The sequence below is a fragment of the Haloferax litoreum genome (assembly GCF_009674605.1).
Taxonomy (GTDB): Archaea; Halobacteriota; Halobacteria; order Halobacteriales; family Haloferacaceae; genus Haloferax; species Haloferax litoreum.
The window spans coordinates 99,510-116,469 of sequence record NZ_WKJO01000001.1 but is presented as its reverse complement, the minus strand read 5'-3'; the positions used below and the strand labels follow the sequence as shown (position 1 = coordinate 116,469).

Below are 16,960 nucleotides of genomic sequence, written 5' to 3'. Positions count from 1 at the left end.
TGAATGCTGACGCAATTACATGCTGAGCGGATAGGTCGCTTTTCCCGATCACCCACAACTCACTGAACAGAAGCGGAAAGTGTTTTTCTAAGTTCGTTAATCTTCTCGACGAGATTGTATCAAATAGTCACGTCAAACGGGGTGTTCCTTTTTTGCTGTGGTGTGTCATATTCGTCGAAATAATAGCCGTTCGATTGAGTAATGCTCACAAGGTGGGCGGGTAGGCTAACGTTGTCAGATTGCTTTGAAATCTCGCTAATCGAAGTTGAGGCCCATCGATCTGGGGCGATGTGCCCCTGCTGTCTCTTAATATTAGACGCGACTTGGTCCGAAACAGTAGTGATGAGATCATGATTTGTTCCGGCGGCAAGCCGCCATCCCGGTTCTTTAGAGATAAATGGCTCGTATGGGTCTCGGTTCTGCGTTTTTCTCGTTACGACATTTCCGACGAAGCCCGTTCCCGAGGCTGGATCAATACCACCAAATTGGACAAGAAAATCGAGCTGTTCCCTATCATATTGCTGATTCTCTTCGTCTCCAAGACTTCGTTGATGATCCCGCCTTGTTAGTTTGGAGATTTCACTACCGATCTCGTCTACTGTGTCAAAAGGTGAGTTGGTTTTCAGAGACTCAATAAGGCGGAAGTCGGTGTCGACAGCTCCAGAAGACGTCAAGACCAATTGCTCCGAGACTTTTGTAATTTTGCTGTTGGAGAATTCAGGTGTGTCCTGAATATCACGTGTGCTACCGTCGGGAAGCCGCACTAATGAGTCGGCTGCAATAAACGCCCCGTCTTTCAAACACATTGCGAAGATGGCGGTCATCAACGAATAACATGACCAGAGTAAGTTTAGAATTTCCGATAAATTTGGAAGATTTGACAATAATACTCTCTGTGGTTATCGGCTGGTCTCACTCATACTCGAGAAGGGCCTGTTTTTGTGGTTGTGAACTATGACTCTATTCCATCCATAGAAATAATGGAGTGGGTTTAGTATCCAAACTCAATTGCTGATGCATGATTAATATTCAAATATCTGATACAAATGTTGCGCTCAGTTTGTATCCCGCGATTCTCGTCGCATTGTCCCTCTGGCTGGGTATCAGCCAATACGGACTCCAGAAATTAGGTGACGAATCCACAAATGAGTACGTGGTCCTTGCTACTGTAGCCTCAGGCTTCTTGACACTAGGTTATGCTGGAAAAGAACTAGGTGATCACCTCATTAGATCAACCAGTTCACCTGCAATTGAAAATGCAATTCAAGCGGTCGAAGTTTTCATGCTATTGATTGCGATGAGCGTGATTCGTATGTTTTTACGACATAGTAATCAGTATGACATGAGCATTAAAAATATGGTGAAGACCCTACTGGGTGGGTTACTTCTCTATACCATATTGTACTTATCTACACTTTTATTCTGAGTTTTTGTTTGGATTGGATAGTAGACATTTCAGCGCAGACAAGCCGCGCCGAGTAGGCGCGGCGACCTCCGTTTCATGTGCTTCATCTGGAGTCTGCGAAGCAGACTCCGGTAATCTTGGTGTGTGGCTCTTTAGCCACACATCTAACGGAGAATCAGGGGGGACCCCCCGGATTCGAAGTGACGGCGGACGCGGTCCCTGCAAGGTCGAGACAATGTCCAGAAAAATACAGTCGCTAAGGTTCTGGAAATGCGGAACAAATTGCCGCCAAGTTAGACTAGCGATAGTGTTGCCACTCAGCAGTCGTGCTCTATCTGGCGAGTTTGACTACACTCCTGGTGCCGATGAGATTCTTCAAGTCGATGAATTTGAACACGTGTCTCCGTGATGTATCCAGGTCAGTAGCCTCAACCTCAAACTCGTGTGCGAAGTCGGCTTGGTTGTTTCCGGTGACTTGCGCCCACGCATTCACACCAGAGCGGATGAGGCGTTTGATTTCTGACCGAGACTTCTGTGGGGCGAGTTCGAGGCGCTCGTTGTACTCGCCGTCTTTTCGATTTCGGACCCAGTGGCGAAGCCAATGCGACCACGGGTCGTCGCTCTCGCCGTAGGTATCCGCCCGGATGATATCTTCAGCGGTCTCTTCGAGAGTCGCTTCAACAGTGCGACGGGCGGATTCGATATGCTCGACCAGCCCGTTCGCGATATGCTTCGAAGCGAGTTCGACGTGACCGTACTCGCGGATGACGAGGTCACCGAGTCGCTTGAGCGACTTGTAGGCAGTATCGAGAGTGACGCCGATTGCATCAGCGAGTTCGGCAGGAGACCAGTTCCCGCCGTCGGTGACGAGTTCGTCGACAATCGCAACGTCGGTTTCGTAGAGGTTACCTGCAGTCGCGAAGAGGCGAACCTCTTCGTCTTGTTGTTGGGCAATACGTGGAAGTGGGTTGTCGATGATTTTGACCATCCTGGCCTCACCTTCGACTTTGAAATAATCGTCCTCAACGTACTTCTGGTGGTCCGGCGTCACCGGCATATCGGACCACTTGAGGACGTTCAGCAATCCTTCTTCGAGCTCGTTGTGGAGCCTGTCGACGTCTTTGAAACGGAGAACATCGTCATGCAGTGAGTTCTGATAAGAGACACCAATCTTCGGATTTTCGAGTTCGGTGCCTTCGACGGCGTCCGGGTGCTTAACGTGGTAGTGCTTGAACTCCTTGGGGAGTTTGTGATCGCCAACAACCTCGCTGGCACGCATCGAGCAGATCGTAGCAGTGTGGTAGAATCCTTTGCACTTGCGGTCATCGCGAACAGTTTTTGCGTATCCGCTCCGCTCACGGCCGAGAATCAGCGAGATTCGGTGTAGCGTCCCGTCAATCGCGAATACCTTGCCAGTCTCTCCTTTCTTCCCGCGCACGTAGAGTTCGGCGTCGGTGATATTCGACGAACGGTGCAACTTTTCTGGGTGGCAGAGTTCGGCGTTAATTTCTGTGTACGAGTTCCAGTTGAACGCCTCTTGGCGGTCACCGAGTTCGTCGAGTGCGTGGTACAGGAGCGAAGGGTACTCAGTGAACTCGAAGTAGCTTCCGCGAGTCTCGACGTCGACGCCGAGAATGTCGTGCGGGTTCGGTACACTCTTCCCACTCTTCGAGTATACACCGGGCCACCGTGGACGCACGCGGAAATACGCACGCTTGCGGTTGTCGTCTTTCGCATCTGTATACGACTCGTAAGCGTCTGGGTAGACGTGAATGGTGAACTCAGGAACATCCTCAAGACGCCAATCGTACGGACCCAGATCTGTATCTTCACCGGGAACAGCGAGACCGGGGTTGTCGGCGTAACCAAACTCAATGTTCCACTCTTCCCCGTTGTGTTCTAGACCGGCACGGAGACGGCCGTGCTCTTCGAAGTCGTGCATTTTGTAGAGGGAGACGAGACCGAAGTACGTCGAAAGAGAGTCGTCCCACTTGAGGTAAGCAGAGAACTCGTGTGCCTGCGGAAGAAGGAACTTTCTGAGCCCGGAGGCAGTGGTCCTGGCGTCCTGTCCGCGCATCGACCGAGCCCGGACCCCACGCTTCTGCCTCCGCTCGTGCATCTCGGCTTCGCTGCAGGAATAGAAGTGATCCTCGCGATCGTCTTTCCGGATGTGGGTGTCACCACAGAAGCGACACTCTCCGGTTGGTTCGAGGTCGCAATTCCATTCGTGGTCAAGCGCATTCTCTTCGGTCTCAAAAGTCGTCTGGCAGTAACGGCACGCCGCGACGAACTCGGGAAGCTCGAACTCGGGTTCTTCCTCACTATCGTCGACGGTTGAACCCGGTTCATAATCGGTCTCGACCGAAGACCCAACTGTGTCATCACTATCGGAAGTGACGACTTCGGCGTCTTCGAGTGCGGAGAACTCAGCGACGACTTCACCGGTGGAATCGTCGCTCACGCGAGACCACCCCACGAACAGAGACCTTCGTCTCTGGAGTTGACTCGTGGGATTGTTAAGGAATCAGTAGAAGCCGGTGGAGGGATTTGAACCCTCGGCCTATTCCTTACGAAGGAATCGCTCTGCCAGCTGAGCTACACCGGCGCGGTGGGCTTCCGAACGCATTCTTTCGTACCCCGGAGACGTAATTAAGACTTGCGAATCAACCCGGTGTCTGCCGGTCGTCACCACGCCACCTCACGACCGCTTCGTCAGGCGAACGTCGAGACAGACGTTGAACTCGTGGGGGGCGTACGAGCGGACGATTTGCTCTTCGAGCACCTCCACGTCGTACTCGGGTTCGGCGGCGGCGCGGACGGCGGCGAGGCCGGGTCCGAACGGGTCGTCTTCGTGCTGGATGTCGTAGAGGTGGACGACACACTCGTCACCGGCGAGTCGGACCGCGGTGTCGAGGAACTCGTCGGCGCTGTGGGGGAGGTTCATGATGAGGCGCTCGGCCCACCCTTCGTAGTCGTCGGCGATTTCACGGACGTCGCCGTGAACCGCGGTGATTCGGTCTGCCACGTCGTTTCGCTTGGCGTTCTCCCGGAGGAACTCGATGGCCGCTTCGTTCAGGTCGCAGGCGACGACTTCAGCGCCCGCCTCGGCCGCCGGGACGGCGAACGGGCCGACACCGGCGAACATGTCGAAGACGTGCTCTCCCTCGCGAATCTGCTCGACGACGCGGTGACGCTCCGTGGCGAGACGAGGCGAGAAGTAGACCGTGTCGATATCCAGGTGCAGTTCGGTACCGTACTCGCGGTGGACCGTCTCCGTCGAGTCGCCGACGAGTACGTCCCAGTCACGAACGCGGAGTTCGCCTTTAATCTTCGAAGCGCGATTCACTACCGTGTCGGCCTTCAGGTCGGACTCGACGATGGCCTCGGCAATCTCTCGGGCGCGTTCCGGGTCGTCTTCGTCGAGGATGACGATATCACCGAGTCGTTCGTACGACGGTTCGTAGCCGAGAATCTCGGCGGGCGTCGTCTGCGTGTCTCGGGCCGGCGATTCGTATTCGACGACTTCGAAATCTGCCGGGACTGCACCGACAGCGACGACGGGAATGTAGAGGTGTCCCTCCACGACCGTTATCTGATGTTCGTGGTCCAACAGGCCGGCGTCTGCGAGACGTTGGCGTGTCGCTTCACCCGTCTCGCGGGGAACACGGACACAGGGGACGTTCATATCTGTCCCACTGCGTGACTCCGAGTAAGGGTGACGCTTCGTCGCCCATATATAATGACTTGATAAATCAGGGCGCACCTATTCGTGACCAGACGTAGAAAATTGATTCGCCCACGATTATACGACACTGTCGTGCCAGTGGGCGTGCCTCTGACAACAGTTTTGGGCCTCGCCCGGGGCCCTTCGTACGACCCCGAATATAACAGTCAGAATGACTGTATTTTATATTCTCCAGCACGTTGCTGACGAAAATGAGTTGCATCGCAGAGTTCACCATTACCAGTCAAGTCCTTCCTCTGACGACCGCGATTGGCTACGCACCGGCGATGCGACTCGACGTCGAACAGGCCGTCGCGGCAGACCCAGAGCGTCCGGTCCTCTTCGTGTGGGCGAGTGGCGGTGATTTCGACGCCTTCGAAGAGGGGATGCGAAGAGACGAGACGGTTGCGTCTCCTGAACTGATGGAGTCACTCCCACAACGGCGACTCTACCGGGTTCAGATTACGGACGACGCCGGTGCAGTCATCTATCCGAACGACGTCGAAGTCGGTGCTTCACGTCTCGATGTGTCGTTCACGACGGACGGACTCCACACCCGAATGCGGTTCCCAGACCGAGACGCACTCGTTCGGTATCGAAGACTCTGTGCCGAGATGGGTCTCGAGATGTCCGTCGAGCGCATCTACCGCGGTGATGCCCCGAGTGCGACTGGGTACGGTCTCAGTGAAAAACAGCGGCAAGTCATCACCCTCGCCGCCGAGTCGGGATACTTCGAGATACCCCGGTCGGTGTCGCTATCGGACCTCGCGGACGACTTGGACATCTCTCCTCAGTCGGCATCCGAACGCCTCCGGCGGGGCATCGCCACACTCGTCTCGTCCACCGTCTGCTCCGACATTCCGTCGAGTCAGTGACTCAGATGTCGATTCGGTCGGTATCGATACCGAGGGCAGACTCTGCGTCTTCGACCCAATCGGCGACAGCCTTCATCTCCCCGCGCCGTTCGTGCGGGTAGACTGCCTCGACGTCCTCGCCACGGAACACTGCGACGAGTGTCTGTGGGAGGACGATAGTGTCGTGGGAAGGGCCCATCCGCCCCGACCCGACAGTGGCGTGTTCGTCGAGCGTCGGCAGCTCGACACCCTCGCGACGCGCCCACTGTCTGAATGCAGCGAGACGTTCTCGGACGAGTGCGTCCCGCTGTGTCGGCGCAGTGTCGCCCTCGACGTCGACGTTACGGTTCCACGTCCGCATGCACACGTCGTCGAGGTAACCCTCTCTGACGAGTCGCTCCAGTCGGACGACGAGCGACTGGTGTTCCTCTCTGAGGCCGTCTCGAATCGGTCGAATCCAGAGTTCGGCAGTTCGTTGTTCGTTGGTTGGCATCTGTAACTCCCCCGTGAGTAAGTACGACTGCACTCACCATAAGACAGATTCTCACTTCCCGACACCCGAGAAAACGGGTGAATTTCCACCACTTCGTGGTCGGGTATCCGGTTTTATCCGGATTGCCTGCGTGTCTCCACACATGTTCGACCACATCCTCGTTCCCACCGACGGAAGTACCCACGCAGAGCGTGCGGCCGAGTACGCGGTCGACCTCGCGGCGACGTACGGCGCGGCACTCCACGTGCTCTACGTCGTCGACGTGCGAGTGTCGCACACCGACAGTCCCGGTGAAGACGACGAAGAGACGCGCGGCGAAGCGGTAGTCTCCTCCGTCGCTGACCTCGCTGCAGCACGTGACGTGCCCGTCGAGACGGAGATTCGGGTCGGACTGCCGTCCGAGACGATTGTCGACTACGGCAAGGAGCGAAACGTAGACCTCGTCGTGATGGGGACACACGGAACGAGTGGACTCGAACGATACCTCGTCGGGAGTGTCGCCGAGCGAGTGGTCAGACTCTCAGACGTGCCAGTGATGTGTGTTCCACCCGCGCTCGACGACGAGTGAAGACGCCCGGACGGGGCCTGTCAGAACGGCCGTCGAATGGTCGTCTGCGCCCAGCTAGCGGACGACGGTGACGCTGACCGGTGCTCTGCTCGCGACGAGTTCCGCGACGCTCCCGAGCATAAGGTTCGTCTCACCTGTCCGGCCGTGACCACCGACGTAGATGGCGTCTACGTCTTCGTCACGCGCGTGCTCGACGATGCTCCGAGCGGGGTCGCCGCGGAGCGTCTCCGTCCGAACGTCGACACCGCTCCCGTCTGCGAGGGCGGTGAGTTCCTCGAATATCTCGTCGGCGATTTTGTTCGCCTTCTCGTACCATTCTGCGGACCCGTGGAGCGGTTCGAGGGTCACGTCCACGTCTATCGGTGCGCTGTACCCCGGGTCAGAGGGGTCGATGACGTGCAGCGCGATGACGGTCGAGCCGGCATCCGAGAGCGCCTGCTCGAACGCTCGCTTCGAGAGTGGTGACCCATCGACTGCGACGAGGATGACATCGGGCATACGTGTCAGTACGCGCTCTCGACACAAAAGCGCTCTCGCGGCGAGGTTTTTCCCTCCGGCGCGCGAGAGCGTCAGTGTGTCTCGTGTTCCGTCCCTCTTCGAGTCGACGTCCGACCGCTGGCAGACGGTGCTTCTCGTCGGCGTACTCGTCGCGCTCACGCTCGTCGGCGGGTCGTACGTCGTGAGTCAGTACCCCTTCCTCGCCGACCCGAGGCAACTCAGGGTAGTGCTCCTCGACGTCGGTCCGCTGGCACCGGTGGCGTTCGTCGCCGTCCAGGTCCTTCAGGTCCTCCTCGCACCGGTTCCGGGGCAGGCACTCGGGTTCGCCAGCGGGTTCCTCTTCGGTGCGTTCTGGGGCACGGTCTACAGCATGGTCGGCATCGTCCTCGGGACGGCACTCGCCGTCGCTATCGCCCGCTACTACGGTCGGCCCTACGTCGAACGCGTCATCACGGACGACGCCCTCGCCCTCTTCGACGACGTGGTGGCGGACCACGGCCTCGCCGTCCTTTTTCTCATCTTCCTCGTTCCGGGACTCCCCGACGACGCCATCTGCTTCGCGGCGGGTCTCACAGACATCCCGATTCGGCGTATCGTCGCCGTCGCCGCAGTCGGGCGACTTCCGGGTTTCCTCCTCGTGAACCTCGCAGGGTCCGCGGCGGCAAACGGCGACCCCGTCCTCGTCGTGGTACTCGTCTCTGTCCTCGTCTCGGCGTCGGTTTTCGGATACCTCTACCGCGACCGAATCATGGCCATGGTCGGCGGATGAGGATTCAGAACCCACTCACTCGGTGAACACGCAGCCGTTCACCCAGCTGGGATGCAGGTTTGCGAGAGAGACGGGACGAACGAACCAGTGAACTGCGAGACGAAGAACGAGAGAGGCGAGACGCTAGCTTCTTCGGTGCGTTTGCTCGGGCCTCCAGTCTCGCGCATTTGGACGGTTCCGCACGTTCCGACTGAACGACACGCGAGGACGTATCTCCACCGACGATTGTCACGTCGCTGGTTCCGGCGGTACGATGAATATCACTGCCGTTGCATGTCCGACTATGCGTGGGGTCCGACCATGAGTGACCGAGTGGTAGAACCGAACGAGAGCGTCTGCCCGTACTGTGGTGTCGGGTGCGGCATCAAGTACGATGCAGACCGCGAGAGCGCCGTCGGGTGGAAAGGACCGGTGAATCAGAAAGGAGAACTCTGTCCGAAGGGTGCCGCGGCGTGGGACGTCGTCGAACATGAAGAGCGGTTGACGAGACCGCTCGTCCGCGTCAACGGAACGTTAGTCGAAGCGACGTGGGAAGAGGCGTTCGACCGAATCGAACGAGAGTTCGACCGTATCGTCGCGGACCACGGTCCTGACTCGGTGTTCTTTTTCACGTCTTCGAACTGCACGAACGAGGAGAATTACCTCCTCCAGAAGACGGCACGGAAACTCGGGACGAACAATATCGACAACTGCGCGCGTCTCTGTCACTCCTCGACGGTTGCTGCGATGGGCGACCGGTTCGGCGCGGGGGCGATGACGAACTCACTCGAAGACCTGATGGAAGCAGACGTGTACCTCGTCACGGGTGCAAACCCGGCCGAACAGCATCCCGTCATCTTCCGGTCGTACCTCCTCCCGGCGCTCAAGTCGGGCACGAAACTGATACACGTCGACCCACGAGAGAACCCGACCACGAAGGCCGCCGACATCCACCTCCCCGTCAAACCCGGATTCGACATCCCGCTGTTGAACGCGATGGCGGCCGTCATCGTCGAGGAGGGACTCGTGGACGAGGAGTTCGTCGCCGAGCGAACCACCGGGTTCGAGGACCTCCGCGAGTACCTCGCTGGTATCGACATCGACGCGGAAGCAGACCGCGCCGGCGTGGACCCCGAGGACCTCAGAGAAGCGGCCCGAATCTACGGCGAAGCGGGGCGCGCCGCCATCTTCACCGGGATGGGGATGAGTCAGCATCACTGCGGCACCGACAACGTCCAGACGCTCATCAATCTGCCACTCCTCACCGGCAACGTCGGCAAGGCGGGGACCGGCGTGAACCCACTTCGCGGCCAGAACAACGTGCAGGGTGCTGGTGACGTGGGAGGGCTACCGAACGTCCTCCCCGGTTATCAGCAGGTCACTGACGCCGTCGCCCGCGCCGCTGTCGCCGAGGTGTGGGGGTTCGAACCGCCGGCGACCCCCGGTCTCACCGAAGTCGAAGCGACCCACCGCTTCGGCGACGAGGTCCGAGCGGCGTACGTCTTCGGCGAGAACCCCGCCGTTACCGAACCGAACGCGAACCACGTCGAAGCGCAGTTCGAGAAACTCGACTTCTGTGTCGTCCACGACGTGTTCCCGACCGAAACGGCCGAGTTCGCCGACGTGGTACTCCCCGGAAGCGTCTGGGCGGAGAAGTCGGGAACCGTGACCAATACCGATAGACAGGTCATTCGCATGCGCCAGAACGTCGCACCGCCGGGCGACGCCCGAACCGACTTCGACGTGCTCCGAGAGTTCGCCCAGCGCGTCGCCGGTCTCGACACGCCGGAGACGCCAGAAGGCGTCTTCGACGAGTTACGAGCAGTCTCACCACTCTACGCCGGAATGTCGTACGACGGAATCGGCACCGGGAGTCAGCGGTGGCCGTTCCCCGAGGGTGCAACCGAGGGGACCGCAATCCTCCACACCGAACAGTTCGAAACCGGGTCGAAGACTGCCCCTCTGCGCGTCGTCGAACACGTGGACCCGGCAGACCCCGTCGAAGACGACGAACTCGTCCTCACGACGGGGCGCGTCCTCCAGCACTTCAACAGCGGCGCGCTCACCCGACGGTCGGGCGTCTTGATGCGGATGCGCGGCGAGGACGTGCTTCAGATCCATCCCGACGACGCCGCAGACCGGGGTATCGAGGATGGCGACCGAGTCCGCATCGAAAACGACCGCGGAACCGTCACCGTCGCCGCCGAAGTCACGCCTGCCGTTCGCCGAGGAACCGTGTTCACCACGTTCCACTACGCCGACCCACTCGTGAACAAACTCACGGGGGACGCTCTCGACCCGACAGCGAAGATCCCCGAGTACAAACACAGCGCCGTCCGCGTCCTCGTCGACCCTGCGAACGATGACTGAGAACCCGGCTGACACGACGCTCGCGGACGCCCTCGGTGTCGGCCCCGACGACCTGACGTGCATGGTCGGCGCGGGCGGCAAGAAGTCGCTCATCTATCGACTCGCTCGGTCGCTCGACGGCGTCGTCACGAGTACCGTCAGAATCCCCATCTTCGACGACGAAGTGGCCGAGGTGATGGTCACCGACGACCCTGCCACGGTCGTCGAAGAAACCTCGACGCGCCCCCTCGGCGTCGTTCCAGAGCGAGAACGCGCAGACCGATACCGGGGCTACGACCCGGAAACTGTCGACACCGTTGGTCGCAGAACAGACGATGTCGTGCTGACGAAAGCCGATGGCGCACGCTCGCGGTGGTTGAAGGCACCTGCCGACCACGAACCGCGCGTCCCCCACAGTACAACCCTCGTCTGCCCGGTTGCGAGCGTCCGCGTCGTCGGCGAACCACTGGAAGAAACACACGTCCACAGACCGGCACTCGTCTCGGAGATTACGGGCACGGCCACCGGCGACCCAATCTCGGCGTGGGACGTCGCAGCAGTATTGACGAGTGACCGCGGCGGGATGAAAGACGTACCCGAGACGGCACGTATCGTGCCGGTGCTCAACATGGTCGATGGAGAGACAGAGGCGGAGACAGCGGAACGAATCGCAGGGTGGGTTCGCGAGCACCCGCGTGTCGAACGGGTCGTCGCAACTCGACTCGTCGCAGACGACCCCATCGTCGACATCTACTGACGGACGCAGTCTCCGACGCCGCACAGCACCGCTATTTCACCCCAGTTCGGCGTTTCGACGCCGAATCTCCGCTTCTGCGGCGTCGAGTTCTGCCCGTGTATTGACGTTCTCGAAGGTCCGCGGGTCGAATCGGCCCAGAACCTCGGCACCGACGGTGCGAACGTCGAGTGAGTCGAAGGCGTCGAGTATCCGCCCACCGCCTCTGTCGAGGACTTCTTCGGCGGCCATCGAGACACTGGCAGTTCGGTAGACCGCTTGTGTCGTCTGGAACCATCCGTCTTCGACCCGGGGAACCACGACGTCGGCACCCGTCTCGTCGGCCTCTGCGAGGAGCAATTCGAGGAGGCCGGGGTCCACGAACGGCATGTCGCAGGCGACGACGGCAGAGAGTGGCGCGTCGGTGGCAGCGAGACCGGTTCGGATACCGCCGAGTGGACCGGTGTCTGGGTCGGTATCGATAGCCATCCTGGGGGCGAGGTCGGCACACGCGTCTTCGAGTGCAGACGCCTGCTCGCGCCGACAGTTGAGGACGAGTTCGTCGCTGGCCTGCATCACCCGCCCGGCGGTTCGGCGCACGAGGGGGACGCCATCGAGATGGGCGAGTGCTTTGTCCGTCTCACCGAACCGTCGTGACCGACCGCCGGCGAGGACGACGCCCGCGACGCGCGTCATCTGGCCGTCTCACGCCCCGTCAACTCGTCGTAGACCAGTTCGACGATGTGGAGTTGCAAGTCGTCGACCTCTTCGTCGAAGACGCGAACGCCTCCGTACATCTCGTTGATGGTCGACTCGTCGGGGAGTTCGTCGTCTGGGAGCACCCGAATCGACCCTCGCGCCATGATGCTCCACGAGTCCTTCCCGGCGTCCTCGTAGCAGATGAACGTCGCTTCGTCGGTCGATTCGATGTACTCGAACTTTTCGCTGTGGCCGTCGTCGGTCAGGCGAAAGAGGAGGCGTCCGTTCTCCTCGTCGAGGGAGACGTGGACGGGGATTCCGTACGCCCGACTATCGTCCGCGAGCGACAATATCCCCGAGGATACCTCGTCGAGGCGTCTGGAGATGTCGTCGGCGTCCATCCCCACCGTGTAGACGTACCTGATGTCTTTCATACGTCTCCTTCGCACCCCCGGAACATGAAATGACGGCTCGACGCTGTCTGGCGGTTTTTTGAGAGGGGTGACAGGTCGCTCAGGGGAGGGAGAAGTCTGACTCCGGGAACCGCTTTTTCACTACCGACGACCACGGTGTCTGCGTTCTCCTCGTAGGCGACGAGGTACAGACCTGTCAGTCGTTCCCGAGAGACGATACGTCAGTCGTCGAGGTACGTTTCGAGCACGCTGGACGACTGCTCTGCGAGGCCGTCGATGGCGTCCTGTGCCGCGTCGGCGACGACTGCCGGGTCGCGGTACGAATCGCCGAGGCCGACTTCTCGGCGGTGCCACTCACCGCCCGCGCGGGCGAAGATATCGACCCACCAGTAGAGCGTGAGTCCACGTGCGAACTCGGTGACGACGACTCGGTAGTCACACTCCGGCGACTCGTAGATGGTCTGTGCGCTGGCGTCGTCGGTGTCCTCGTCGAGAGCGACAGTCCACCCCTGTGGAATCGAGAGTGCGAAGGGGTCGTCTGTCATTATATTCTGTGACGAAGCGGAGGGACTTGATTGGTACGCTCGCGGCAGCGACCGGGACGACTCCATTTCGTGACGACCACCTGTCTCAGTCGACGGCGGTCAGTCCAACGACCGAGCGGAGTTGGCCACGACGAGGAGACTCGACGTTCCCATCGCAATCGCGGCGAACAGTGGGTTGAGGACGCCCAGTGCGGCCAGTGGGATGGCGACGGCGTTGTAGCCGAACGCCCACGTCAGGTTCCCGCGGATGCGTCGATTCACGCCGGCAGATAGCGAGAACACCTCCGGAATCGCGTCGATGTCACGGCCGACGAGAACGGCGTCTGCCGCGTCACCTGCGATATCTGTCCCGGTGCCGAGCGCGATACCGATGTCTGCGGCCGCGAGTGCGGGCGCGTCGTTGCTCCCGTCACCGACCATCGCGACGGTCCCGCGACTTCGGAGGCGTTCGACCGTCTCGGCTTTCGCCTCGGGTGGGACGCCGGCGAACACGTCAGTCACGTCCGGGTGGTCGCGGAACCGGCGTGCGGCACGCTCGGAGTCGCCGGTGAGGACGACCACGTCGCGCCTGCCGTCGTCGGCGACGGCCGAAACCACGTCGTCCCACGCCTCGCGCGGTTCGTCGCCGACCACGAGTACTGCGCGGGCGCGACTCCCTCGCCCTACGACGACTGGCACCGCGCCTTCGTCGCGGGCCGCGTCGATTGCGGATTCGACGTCGTCGCCGATGGCCATTCCCTCGTCGCGGACGAGCGTCGGGTGCCCGACCACGACTCGTTCGCCGTCGACGGTTCCGGAGACGCCTCGGTCGTGAACGACGGCGTCGTCTGCGGCGATATCGGGAATCTCGATATCGGCATCGTCGGCGGCCGTGACAATTGCTGTCGCCAGTGGATGTGCGGAGAAGCGTTCGAGCGCGGCGGCCACTCGGAGTGTGGCCTCAACGTCGCTGTCGGTGTGTTCGCTGTCAGTGTCGTCGTCGCCACCGTCGATTCTAAGCACGGTCATGTCGCCGTCGGTCAGTGTTCCTGTCTTGTCGAAGACGACCACGTCCACGTCGGGGACCGCTTCGAAGACGGCCTCGGAGGCGACGACGATGCCGCGACTCGCGGCCTCTTTGATGCCCGACGCGACGGCCAGTGGTGTGGCGAGGCCGAGCGCACACGGACACGAGACGATGAGGACCGTGAGGCCGATGAGGAGTGCCGCCGTCGCCGACTCACCACGGAGAAGCGTCCACCCGAACGCGATGACCGCGAGGACGAGGACAGTCGGGACGAATATCGTCGCGAGTTTGTCCGCGAGGCGCTGGACGCCCGAGCGAGCGCTCTGGATGTCCCAGAGGAGTTCGACGAGTCTATCGAGCGTACTCGTCGCGTCCTCGCCGACTTCGACGACGAGTGGCCGGTCGGTGACGACGGTGCCACCGAGAACGTCGTCGCCGGGTCGTTTCGTCCGTGGCATCGACTCGCCCGTGACGAGGGCTTCGTCCACTGCCGCGGTCCCTTCGCGGACCGTCCCGTCTACCGGAACTCGTTCACCCGGTCGAATCTCGACGATGTCGCCCGGGTCGAGGGTATCGACAGAGACAGACTCGACGCCGTCGGGGGTCCGCAGTCGGGCCTCGGAGACGCGCGACGCGGCGAGGTCCGAGAGCATCCCGGCCGCCTTTCGTTTGATTCGGTCCTCGTAGTAGTTTCCGAGCGTCACGACGAGGATGATGGCGACGGTCACGTCGAAGTAGACGTGCGTCTCGCCGACGACCATGGCGGCCGTCGAGTAGACGTACGCGCTCGTTGCCGCGAGAGAGACGAGCAAGTCCATGTTCGGTTGGCCCGCCCGAAGGCTGACGACGGCCCCCCGAAGGATGGGGAACCCAGTGTAGAACAGGACGATAGAGGTCATCAGCCAGATGTTGGCGACGATGTAGATGCCGTCGAAGACACCGAGTTCGACCACCGGCGAGAATCCGACGTAGGTCGGGTACAGAAAGAGGATGTACCACATCATCACCATCATCCCGAAGACGCCGCCGCCGATGACGAACCGCGCGACTTGGTTGTCGCCGCGCTCTGCGGCCTCACGTTCGTTCGGGTCGCGCGTTCCGTACCCGTACCGCGAGAGCGTCCCCGAGAGCCCATCGAGGTCAGCGGTCTCCGGGTCGTAGGTGACACGGACCATGTCGTTGGCGTAACTCGCGTCCGCGGCGTAGATACCGTCGCAGGACCGTGCCGTTCCGGAGACGAACGCCTCACACGTGGCACAGTGCATCCCGTCGACGGACATGTAGGTACGTTCGGCACCCTCTGGGACCGCCTCTGCCTCGCCGGCGAGTTCTTGCTCGACCGTCTCTGGGTCGGCGCTCGCGGCGTCGCCAAGCGTGCGCGTGATTTCGAGACAGCCACGGCAGCAGAACTCGCCATCGACGTCGTCGCCCGTCACGGGCGGTGTCGGCGTCGGCAACCCACAGAGGTCGCATCCGCTGGCTTCGTCGTCACCTGCGCCACGCGACTGCGTCTTCGTCGCCATGCTCACCCCAAGGGTTGGTAGAAGGGGACGTGAAGGTGTGGGACCGAGACGCCGAGGAGCATCAGCCCGTGCGACAGCGGGATGTACCCGAGGACGAGGAACGCCGCTCCGAGCGCCCGGTGGAGGACTGCGCGACGACGCGCCGAGACCGTACCGAGCAGCGTTCCGTACAGGAACAGCGTCGGTATCGTCCCGAGTCCCAGCAGGCCAAGCAACGCGGCGGCCCGAACCGGGGCACCGGTAGCGAAGGCGTACAGATACGCTGGATAGATGATGGGACAGGGGAGCAGTCCGTGAATCGCTCCGAGTCCGAGGATTCGCGGGCCACCGACGAGTCGGTCGACCCGTGCCGTCGCCCACCCACTGACGCGGCCGAATAGCCGTGTCACGGGCGCGGGCGTGAGTCGGTCGAGTGCGGCCGAACGCCCGACGACGTAGCCGAGGCCAGTGAGGATGATTGCCGTCCCGACGAGCAGACCCGTCGTCGCACGGACACCATTCCCGATGGTTGCGAGCGAGTCGAACGCACCGAAGAACAACCCACCGACGAGGGCGAAGAGTGCCCCGATAGTGGCGTAGCTAAGCGCCCGGCCGACGTTGAAGAGCGCGTGCTGTCGGACGTGGAAGAGTGTGAGTGAGTCCGTCCCAGCACGGCCGCTCAGTCGGTCGGCGTAGACGCTCACGAGTGGTCCGCACATCCCCAGACAGTGCGCGCCACCGAGGAGGCCAACGAGGAGAAAGGCGGCGGCCTCCGGTGGGTTCGCGGAAAGGACGGGCGGTGTCACCCCTCCGTCCATCTTAGACTGCCTGTTCCTGCTCGACGTCGTGTTCGGTCTCGTGTTCGTGTCCACCCTCGGTCGGACTCATGAGGAGGTAGATAATCGCCGAGATGAGAAGCACGTTGATAGCCGTGACGACGCCCGCGAGTAGGTTGTTCGTGACACCGAAGACGATTGCTGGCAAGAGTGCTAGGAGTGCGACCGTTCCGGCGAGACGCGGAGTGAGTTCCATATCGGTTGATACGCGGTGGTATTGTTTCGGATTTCGCTCATTCCAACGTGGTGAGAATCGCCTGATGCTTTGAAGGTACGTTCTTGCTCATGACCGGGTATGGCCGTTGATTCGACAGCAGAGGGGAGCGCCGCGGCCCCTGTCTCACAGGCTTCAGGCTCTGGAGACGTGCCAGCAGATGCGGCGACTCAACGTGGTTCGTCAGAACCACCTGTAGATTCTATCGTCGGGACGGCCGACGACGGTATCGTACGGCAAATTGGGCACGACGATTTCGACCCAGTCGGGACACTCATTCTCGTCATCATCTACATGGTCATCCTGCTTTCGATGTGGGTGTTCATGTACTTCATCGAGTTCCTCGGTCGGGGTCTGACGGTGGTGGGGTGAC

Annotated in this window: 18 protein-coding genes and 1 tRNA gene; 7 read left to right on the top strand and 12 right to left on the bottom strand. The window is 60.9% G+C overall.

Features of this window, described 5'->3' with window-relative positions; genetic code table 11:
- Positions 1 to 119: 119 nt before the first annotated feature.
- On the bottom strand, positions 120 to 824 hold the full coding sequence (locus tag GJR96_RS00595) for a hypothetical protein (protein ID WP_151161043.1): 705 nt from the start codon (positions 822 to 824) through the stop codon (positions 120 to 122).
- A gap of 912 nt (positions 825 to 1,736) precedes the next feature.
- The gene (locus GJR96_RS00590; protein WP_449271781.1) at positions 1,737 to 3,482 is read right to left on the bottom strand and encodes a DUF7845 domain-containing protein; all 1,746 of its coding nucleotides are present in this window, start codon (positions 3,480 to 3,482) and stop codon (positions 1,737 to 1,739) included.
- 93 nt (positions 3,483 to 3,575) lie between these two features.
- On the opposite strand from GJR96_RS00590, the gene GJR96_RS18570 reads away from it, so the two are divergent.
- Positions 3,576 to 3,743 carry a hypothetical protein gene (locus GJR96_RS18570; protein WP_449271772.1) on the top strand — a complete coding sequence of 56 codons (168 nt, stop codon included), beginning with the start codon at positions 3,576 to 3,578 and terminating at the stop codon, positions 3,741 to 3,743.
- A 194-nt stretch (positions 3,744 to 3,937) separates the two neighbouring features.
- Here the strand turns inward: GJR96_RS18570 and GJR96_RS00585 are convergent.
- Both GJR96_RS00585 and GJR96_RS00580 read right to left on the bottom strand, forming a co-directional pair.
- Positions 3,938 to 4,010: transfer RNA gene (locus tag GJR96_RS00585), tRNA-Thr, on the bottom strand.
- A gap of 93 nt (positions 4,011 to 4,103) precedes the next feature.
- On the bottom strand, positions 4,104 to 5,090 hold the full coding sequence (locus GJR96_RS00580; protein WP_151161039.1) for a class I SAM-dependent methyltransferase: 987 nt from the start codon (positions 5,088 to 5,090) through the stop codon (positions 4,104 to 4,106).
- A 251-nt stretch (positions 5,091 to 5,341) separates the two neighbouring features.
- Between GJR96_RS00580 and GJR96_RS00575 the strand changes: the two genes are divergently transcribed.
- Complete coding sequence (locus GJR96_RS00575; RefSeq protein WP_151161037.1) at positions 5,342 to 6,004, top strand: helix-turn-helix domain-containing protein; 663 nt, start codon at positions 5,342 to 5,344, stop codon at positions 6,002 to 6,004.
- Between the two features lies 1 nt (position 6,005).
- Here GJR96_RS00575 and GJR96_RS00570 read toward each other — a convergent pair whose 3' ends face one another.
- Positions 6,006 to 6,476 carry an HTH domain-containing protein gene (locus GJR96_RS00570; RefSeq protein ID WP_151161035.1) on the bottom strand — a complete coding sequence of 157 codons (471 nt, stop codon included), beginning with the start codon at positions 6,474 to 6,476 and terminating at the stop codon, positions 6,006 to 6,008.
- Between the two features lie 142 nt (positions 6,477 to 6,618).
- Here GJR96_RS00570 and GJR96_RS00565 point away from each other — a divergent pair, with 142 nt between their 5' ends.
- Complete coding sequence (locus tag GJR96_RS00565) at positions 6,619 to 7,044, top strand: universal stress protein (RefSeq protein WP_151161033.1); 426 nt, start codon at positions 6,619 to 6,621, stop codon at positions 7,042 to 7,044.
- Between the two features lie 54 nt (positions 7,045 to 7,098).
- Here GJR96_RS00565 and GJR96_RS00560 read toward each other — a convergent pair whose 3' ends face one another.
- Positions 7,099 to 7,542, bottom strand: a complete 444-nt coding sequence (locus GJR96_RS00560) for a universal stress protein (RefSeq protein WP_151161031.1) — start codon at positions 7,540 to 7,542, stop codon at positions 7,099 to 7,101.
- A 76-nt stretch (positions 7,543 to 7,618) separates the two neighbouring features.
- Between GJR96_RS00560 and GJR96_RS00555 the strand changes: the two genes are divergently transcribed.
- The 3 genes from GJR96_RS00555 to yqeC all read left to right on the top strand — a co-directional run bounded on the left by GJR96_RS00555 (position 7,619) and on the right by yqeC (position 11,396).
- Complete coding sequence (locus GJR96_RS00555; protein ID WP_151161029.1) at positions 7,619 to 8,311, top strand: TVP38/TMEM64 family protein; 693 nt, start codon at positions 7,619 to 7,621, stop codon at positions 8,309 to 8,311.
- 300 nt (positions 8,312 to 8,611) lie between these two features.
- The gene (gene fdhF, locus GJR96_RS00550) at positions 8,612 to 10,660 is read left to right on the top strand and encodes a formate dehydrogenase subunit alpha (RefSeq protein ID WP_394349471.1); all 2,049 of its coding nucleotides are present in this window, start codon (positions 8,612 to 8,614) and stop codon (positions 10,658 to 10,660) included.
- Positions 10,653 to 11,396, top strand: coding sequence for a selenium cofactor biosynthesis protein YqeC (gene yqeC, locus GJR96_RS00545; protein WP_151161028.1), 744 nt, complete (start codon positions 10,653 to 10,655; stop codon positions 11,394 to 11,396). The genes fdhF and yqeC overlap by 8 nt, the downstream gene beginning before the upstream one ends.
- A gap of 36 nt (positions 11,397 to 11,432) precedes the next feature.
- Here the strand turns inward: yqeC and mobA are convergent, their stop codons facing one another.
- The 6 genes from mobA to GJR96_RS00515 form a co-directional block, all read right to left on the bottom strand.
- A complete protein-coding gene (mobA, locus tag GJR96_RS00540; protein WP_151161026.1) occupies positions 11,433 to 12,068 on the bottom strand; it encodes a molybdenum cofactor guanylyltransferase in 636 nt (211 codons plus the stop codon).
- Positions 12,065 to 12,505 carry a pyridoxamine 5'-phosphate oxidase family protein gene (locus GJR96_RS00535; RefSeq protein WP_151161024.1) on the bottom strand — a complete coding sequence of 147 codons (441 nt, stop codon included), beginning with the start codon at positions 12,503 to 12,505 and terminating at the stop codon, positions 12,065 to 12,067. Before GJR96_RS00535 ends, mobA begins: the two co-directional genes overlap by 4 nt.
- A 200-nt stretch (positions 12,506 to 12,705) precedes the next feature.
- Positions 12,706 to 13,029 carry a hypothetical protein gene (locus GJR96_RS00530; protein WP_151161022.1) on the bottom strand — a complete coding sequence of 108 codons (324 nt, stop codon included), beginning with the start codon at positions 13,027 to 13,029 and terminating at the stop codon, positions 12,706 to 12,708.
- 99 nt (positions 13,030 to 13,128) lie between these two features.
- A complete protein-coding gene (locus GJR96_RS00525) occupies positions 13,129 to 15,558 on the bottom strand; it encodes a heavy metal translocating P-type ATPase (RefSeq protein WP_151161020.1) in 2,430 nt (809 codons plus the stop codon).
- Positions 15,559 to 15,560: 2 nt separating this feature from the next.
- Positions 15,561 to 16,355, bottom strand: coding sequence for a sulfite exporter TauE/SafE family protein (locus GJR96_RS00520; RefSeq protein ID WP_151161019.1), 795 nt, complete (start codon positions 16,353 to 16,355; stop codon positions 15,561 to 15,563).
- Between the two features lies 1 nt (position 16,356).
- Positions 16,357 to 16,569: a hypothetical protein gene (locus GJR96_RS00515; protein ID WP_151161017.1), complete on the bottom strand. Its 213-nt coding sequence runs from the start codon at positions 16,567 to 16,569 to the stop codon at positions 16,357 to 16,359.
- 99 nt (positions 16,570 to 16,668) lie between these two features.
- Between GJR96_RS00515 and GJR96_RS00510 the strand changes: the two genes are divergently transcribed.
- A complete protein-coding gene (locus GJR96_RS00510; RefSeq protein WP_154326148.1) occupies positions 16,669 to 16,959 on the top strand; it encodes a ba3-type terminal oxidase subunit CbaD in 291 nt (96 codons plus the stop codon).
- The last annotated feature ends 1 nt before the right edge of the window (position 16,960 follow it).

What these genes read in the sequence shown, in the direction of transcription:
- GJR96_RS00595 (WP_151161043.1), bottom strand. Translation starts at nt 824, where the DNA reads ATGACCGCCATCTTCGCAATGTGTTTGAAAGACGGGGCGTTTATTGCA.
- GJR96_RS00590 (WP_449271781.1), bottom strand. Translation starts at nt 3,482, where the DNA reads ATGCGCGGACAGGACGCCAGGACCACTGCCTCCGGGCTCAGAAAGTTC.
- GJR96_RS00580 (WP_151161039.1), bottom strand. Translation starts at nt 5,090, where the DNA reads ATGAACGTCCCCTGTGTCCGTGTTCCCCGCGAGACGGGTGAAGCGACA.
- GJR96_RS00575 (WP_151161037.1), top strand. Translation starts at nt 5,342, where the DNA reads ATGAGTTGCATCGCAGAGTTCACCATTACCAGTCAAGTCCTTCCTCTG.
- GJR96_RS00570 (WP_151161035.1), bottom strand. Translation starts at nt 6,476, where the DNA reads ATGCCAACCAACGAACAACGAACTGCCGAACTCTGGATTCGACCGATT.
- GJR96_RS00565 (WP_151161033.1), top strand. Translation starts at nt 6,619, where the DNA reads ATGTTCGACCACATCCTCGTTCCCACCGACGGAAGTACCCACGCAGAG.
- GJR96_RS00560 (WP_151161031.1), bottom strand. Translation starts at nt 7,542, where the DNA reads ATGCCCGATGTCATCCTCGTCGCAGTCGATGGGTCACCACTCTCGAAG.
- fdhF (WP_394349471.1), top strand. Translation starts at nt 8,612, where the DNA reads ATGAGTGACCGAGTGGTAGAACCGAACGAGAGCGTCTGCCCGTACTGT.
- yqeC (WP_151161028.1), top strand. Translation starts at nt 10,653, where the DNA reads ATGACTGAGAACCCGGCTGACACGACGCTCGCGGACGCCCTCGGTGTC.
- mobA (WP_151161026.1), bottom strand. Translation starts at nt 12,068, where the DNA reads ATGACGCGCGTCGCGGGCGTCGTCCTCGCCGGCGGTCGGTCACGACGG.
- GJR96_RS00535 (WP_151161024.1), bottom strand. Translation starts at nt 12,505, where the DNA reads ATGAAAGACATCAGGTACGTCTACACGGTGGGGATGGACGCCGACGAC.
- GJR96_RS00530 (WP_151161022.1), bottom strand. Translation starts at nt 13,029, where the DNA reads ATGACAGACGACCCCTTCGCACTCTCGATTCCACAGGGGTGGACTGTC.
- GJR96_RS00525 (WP_151161020.1), bottom strand. Translation starts at nt 15,558, where the DNA reads ATGGCGACGAAGACGCAGTCGCGTGGCGCAGGTGACGACGAAGCCAGC.
- GJR96_RS00520 (WP_151161019.1), bottom strand. Translation starts at nt 16,355, where the DNA reads ATGGACGGAGGGGTGACACCGCCCGTCCTTTCCGCGAACCCACCGGAG.
- GJR96_RS00515 (WP_151161017.1), bottom strand. Translation starts at nt 16,569, where the DNA reads ATGGAACTCACTCCGCGTCTCGCCGGAACGGTCGCACTCCTAGCACTC.
- GJR96_RS00510 (WP_154326148.1), top strand. Translation starts at nt 16,669, where the DNA reads ATGGCCGTTGATTCGACAGCAGAGGGGAGCGCCGCGGCCCCTGTCTCA.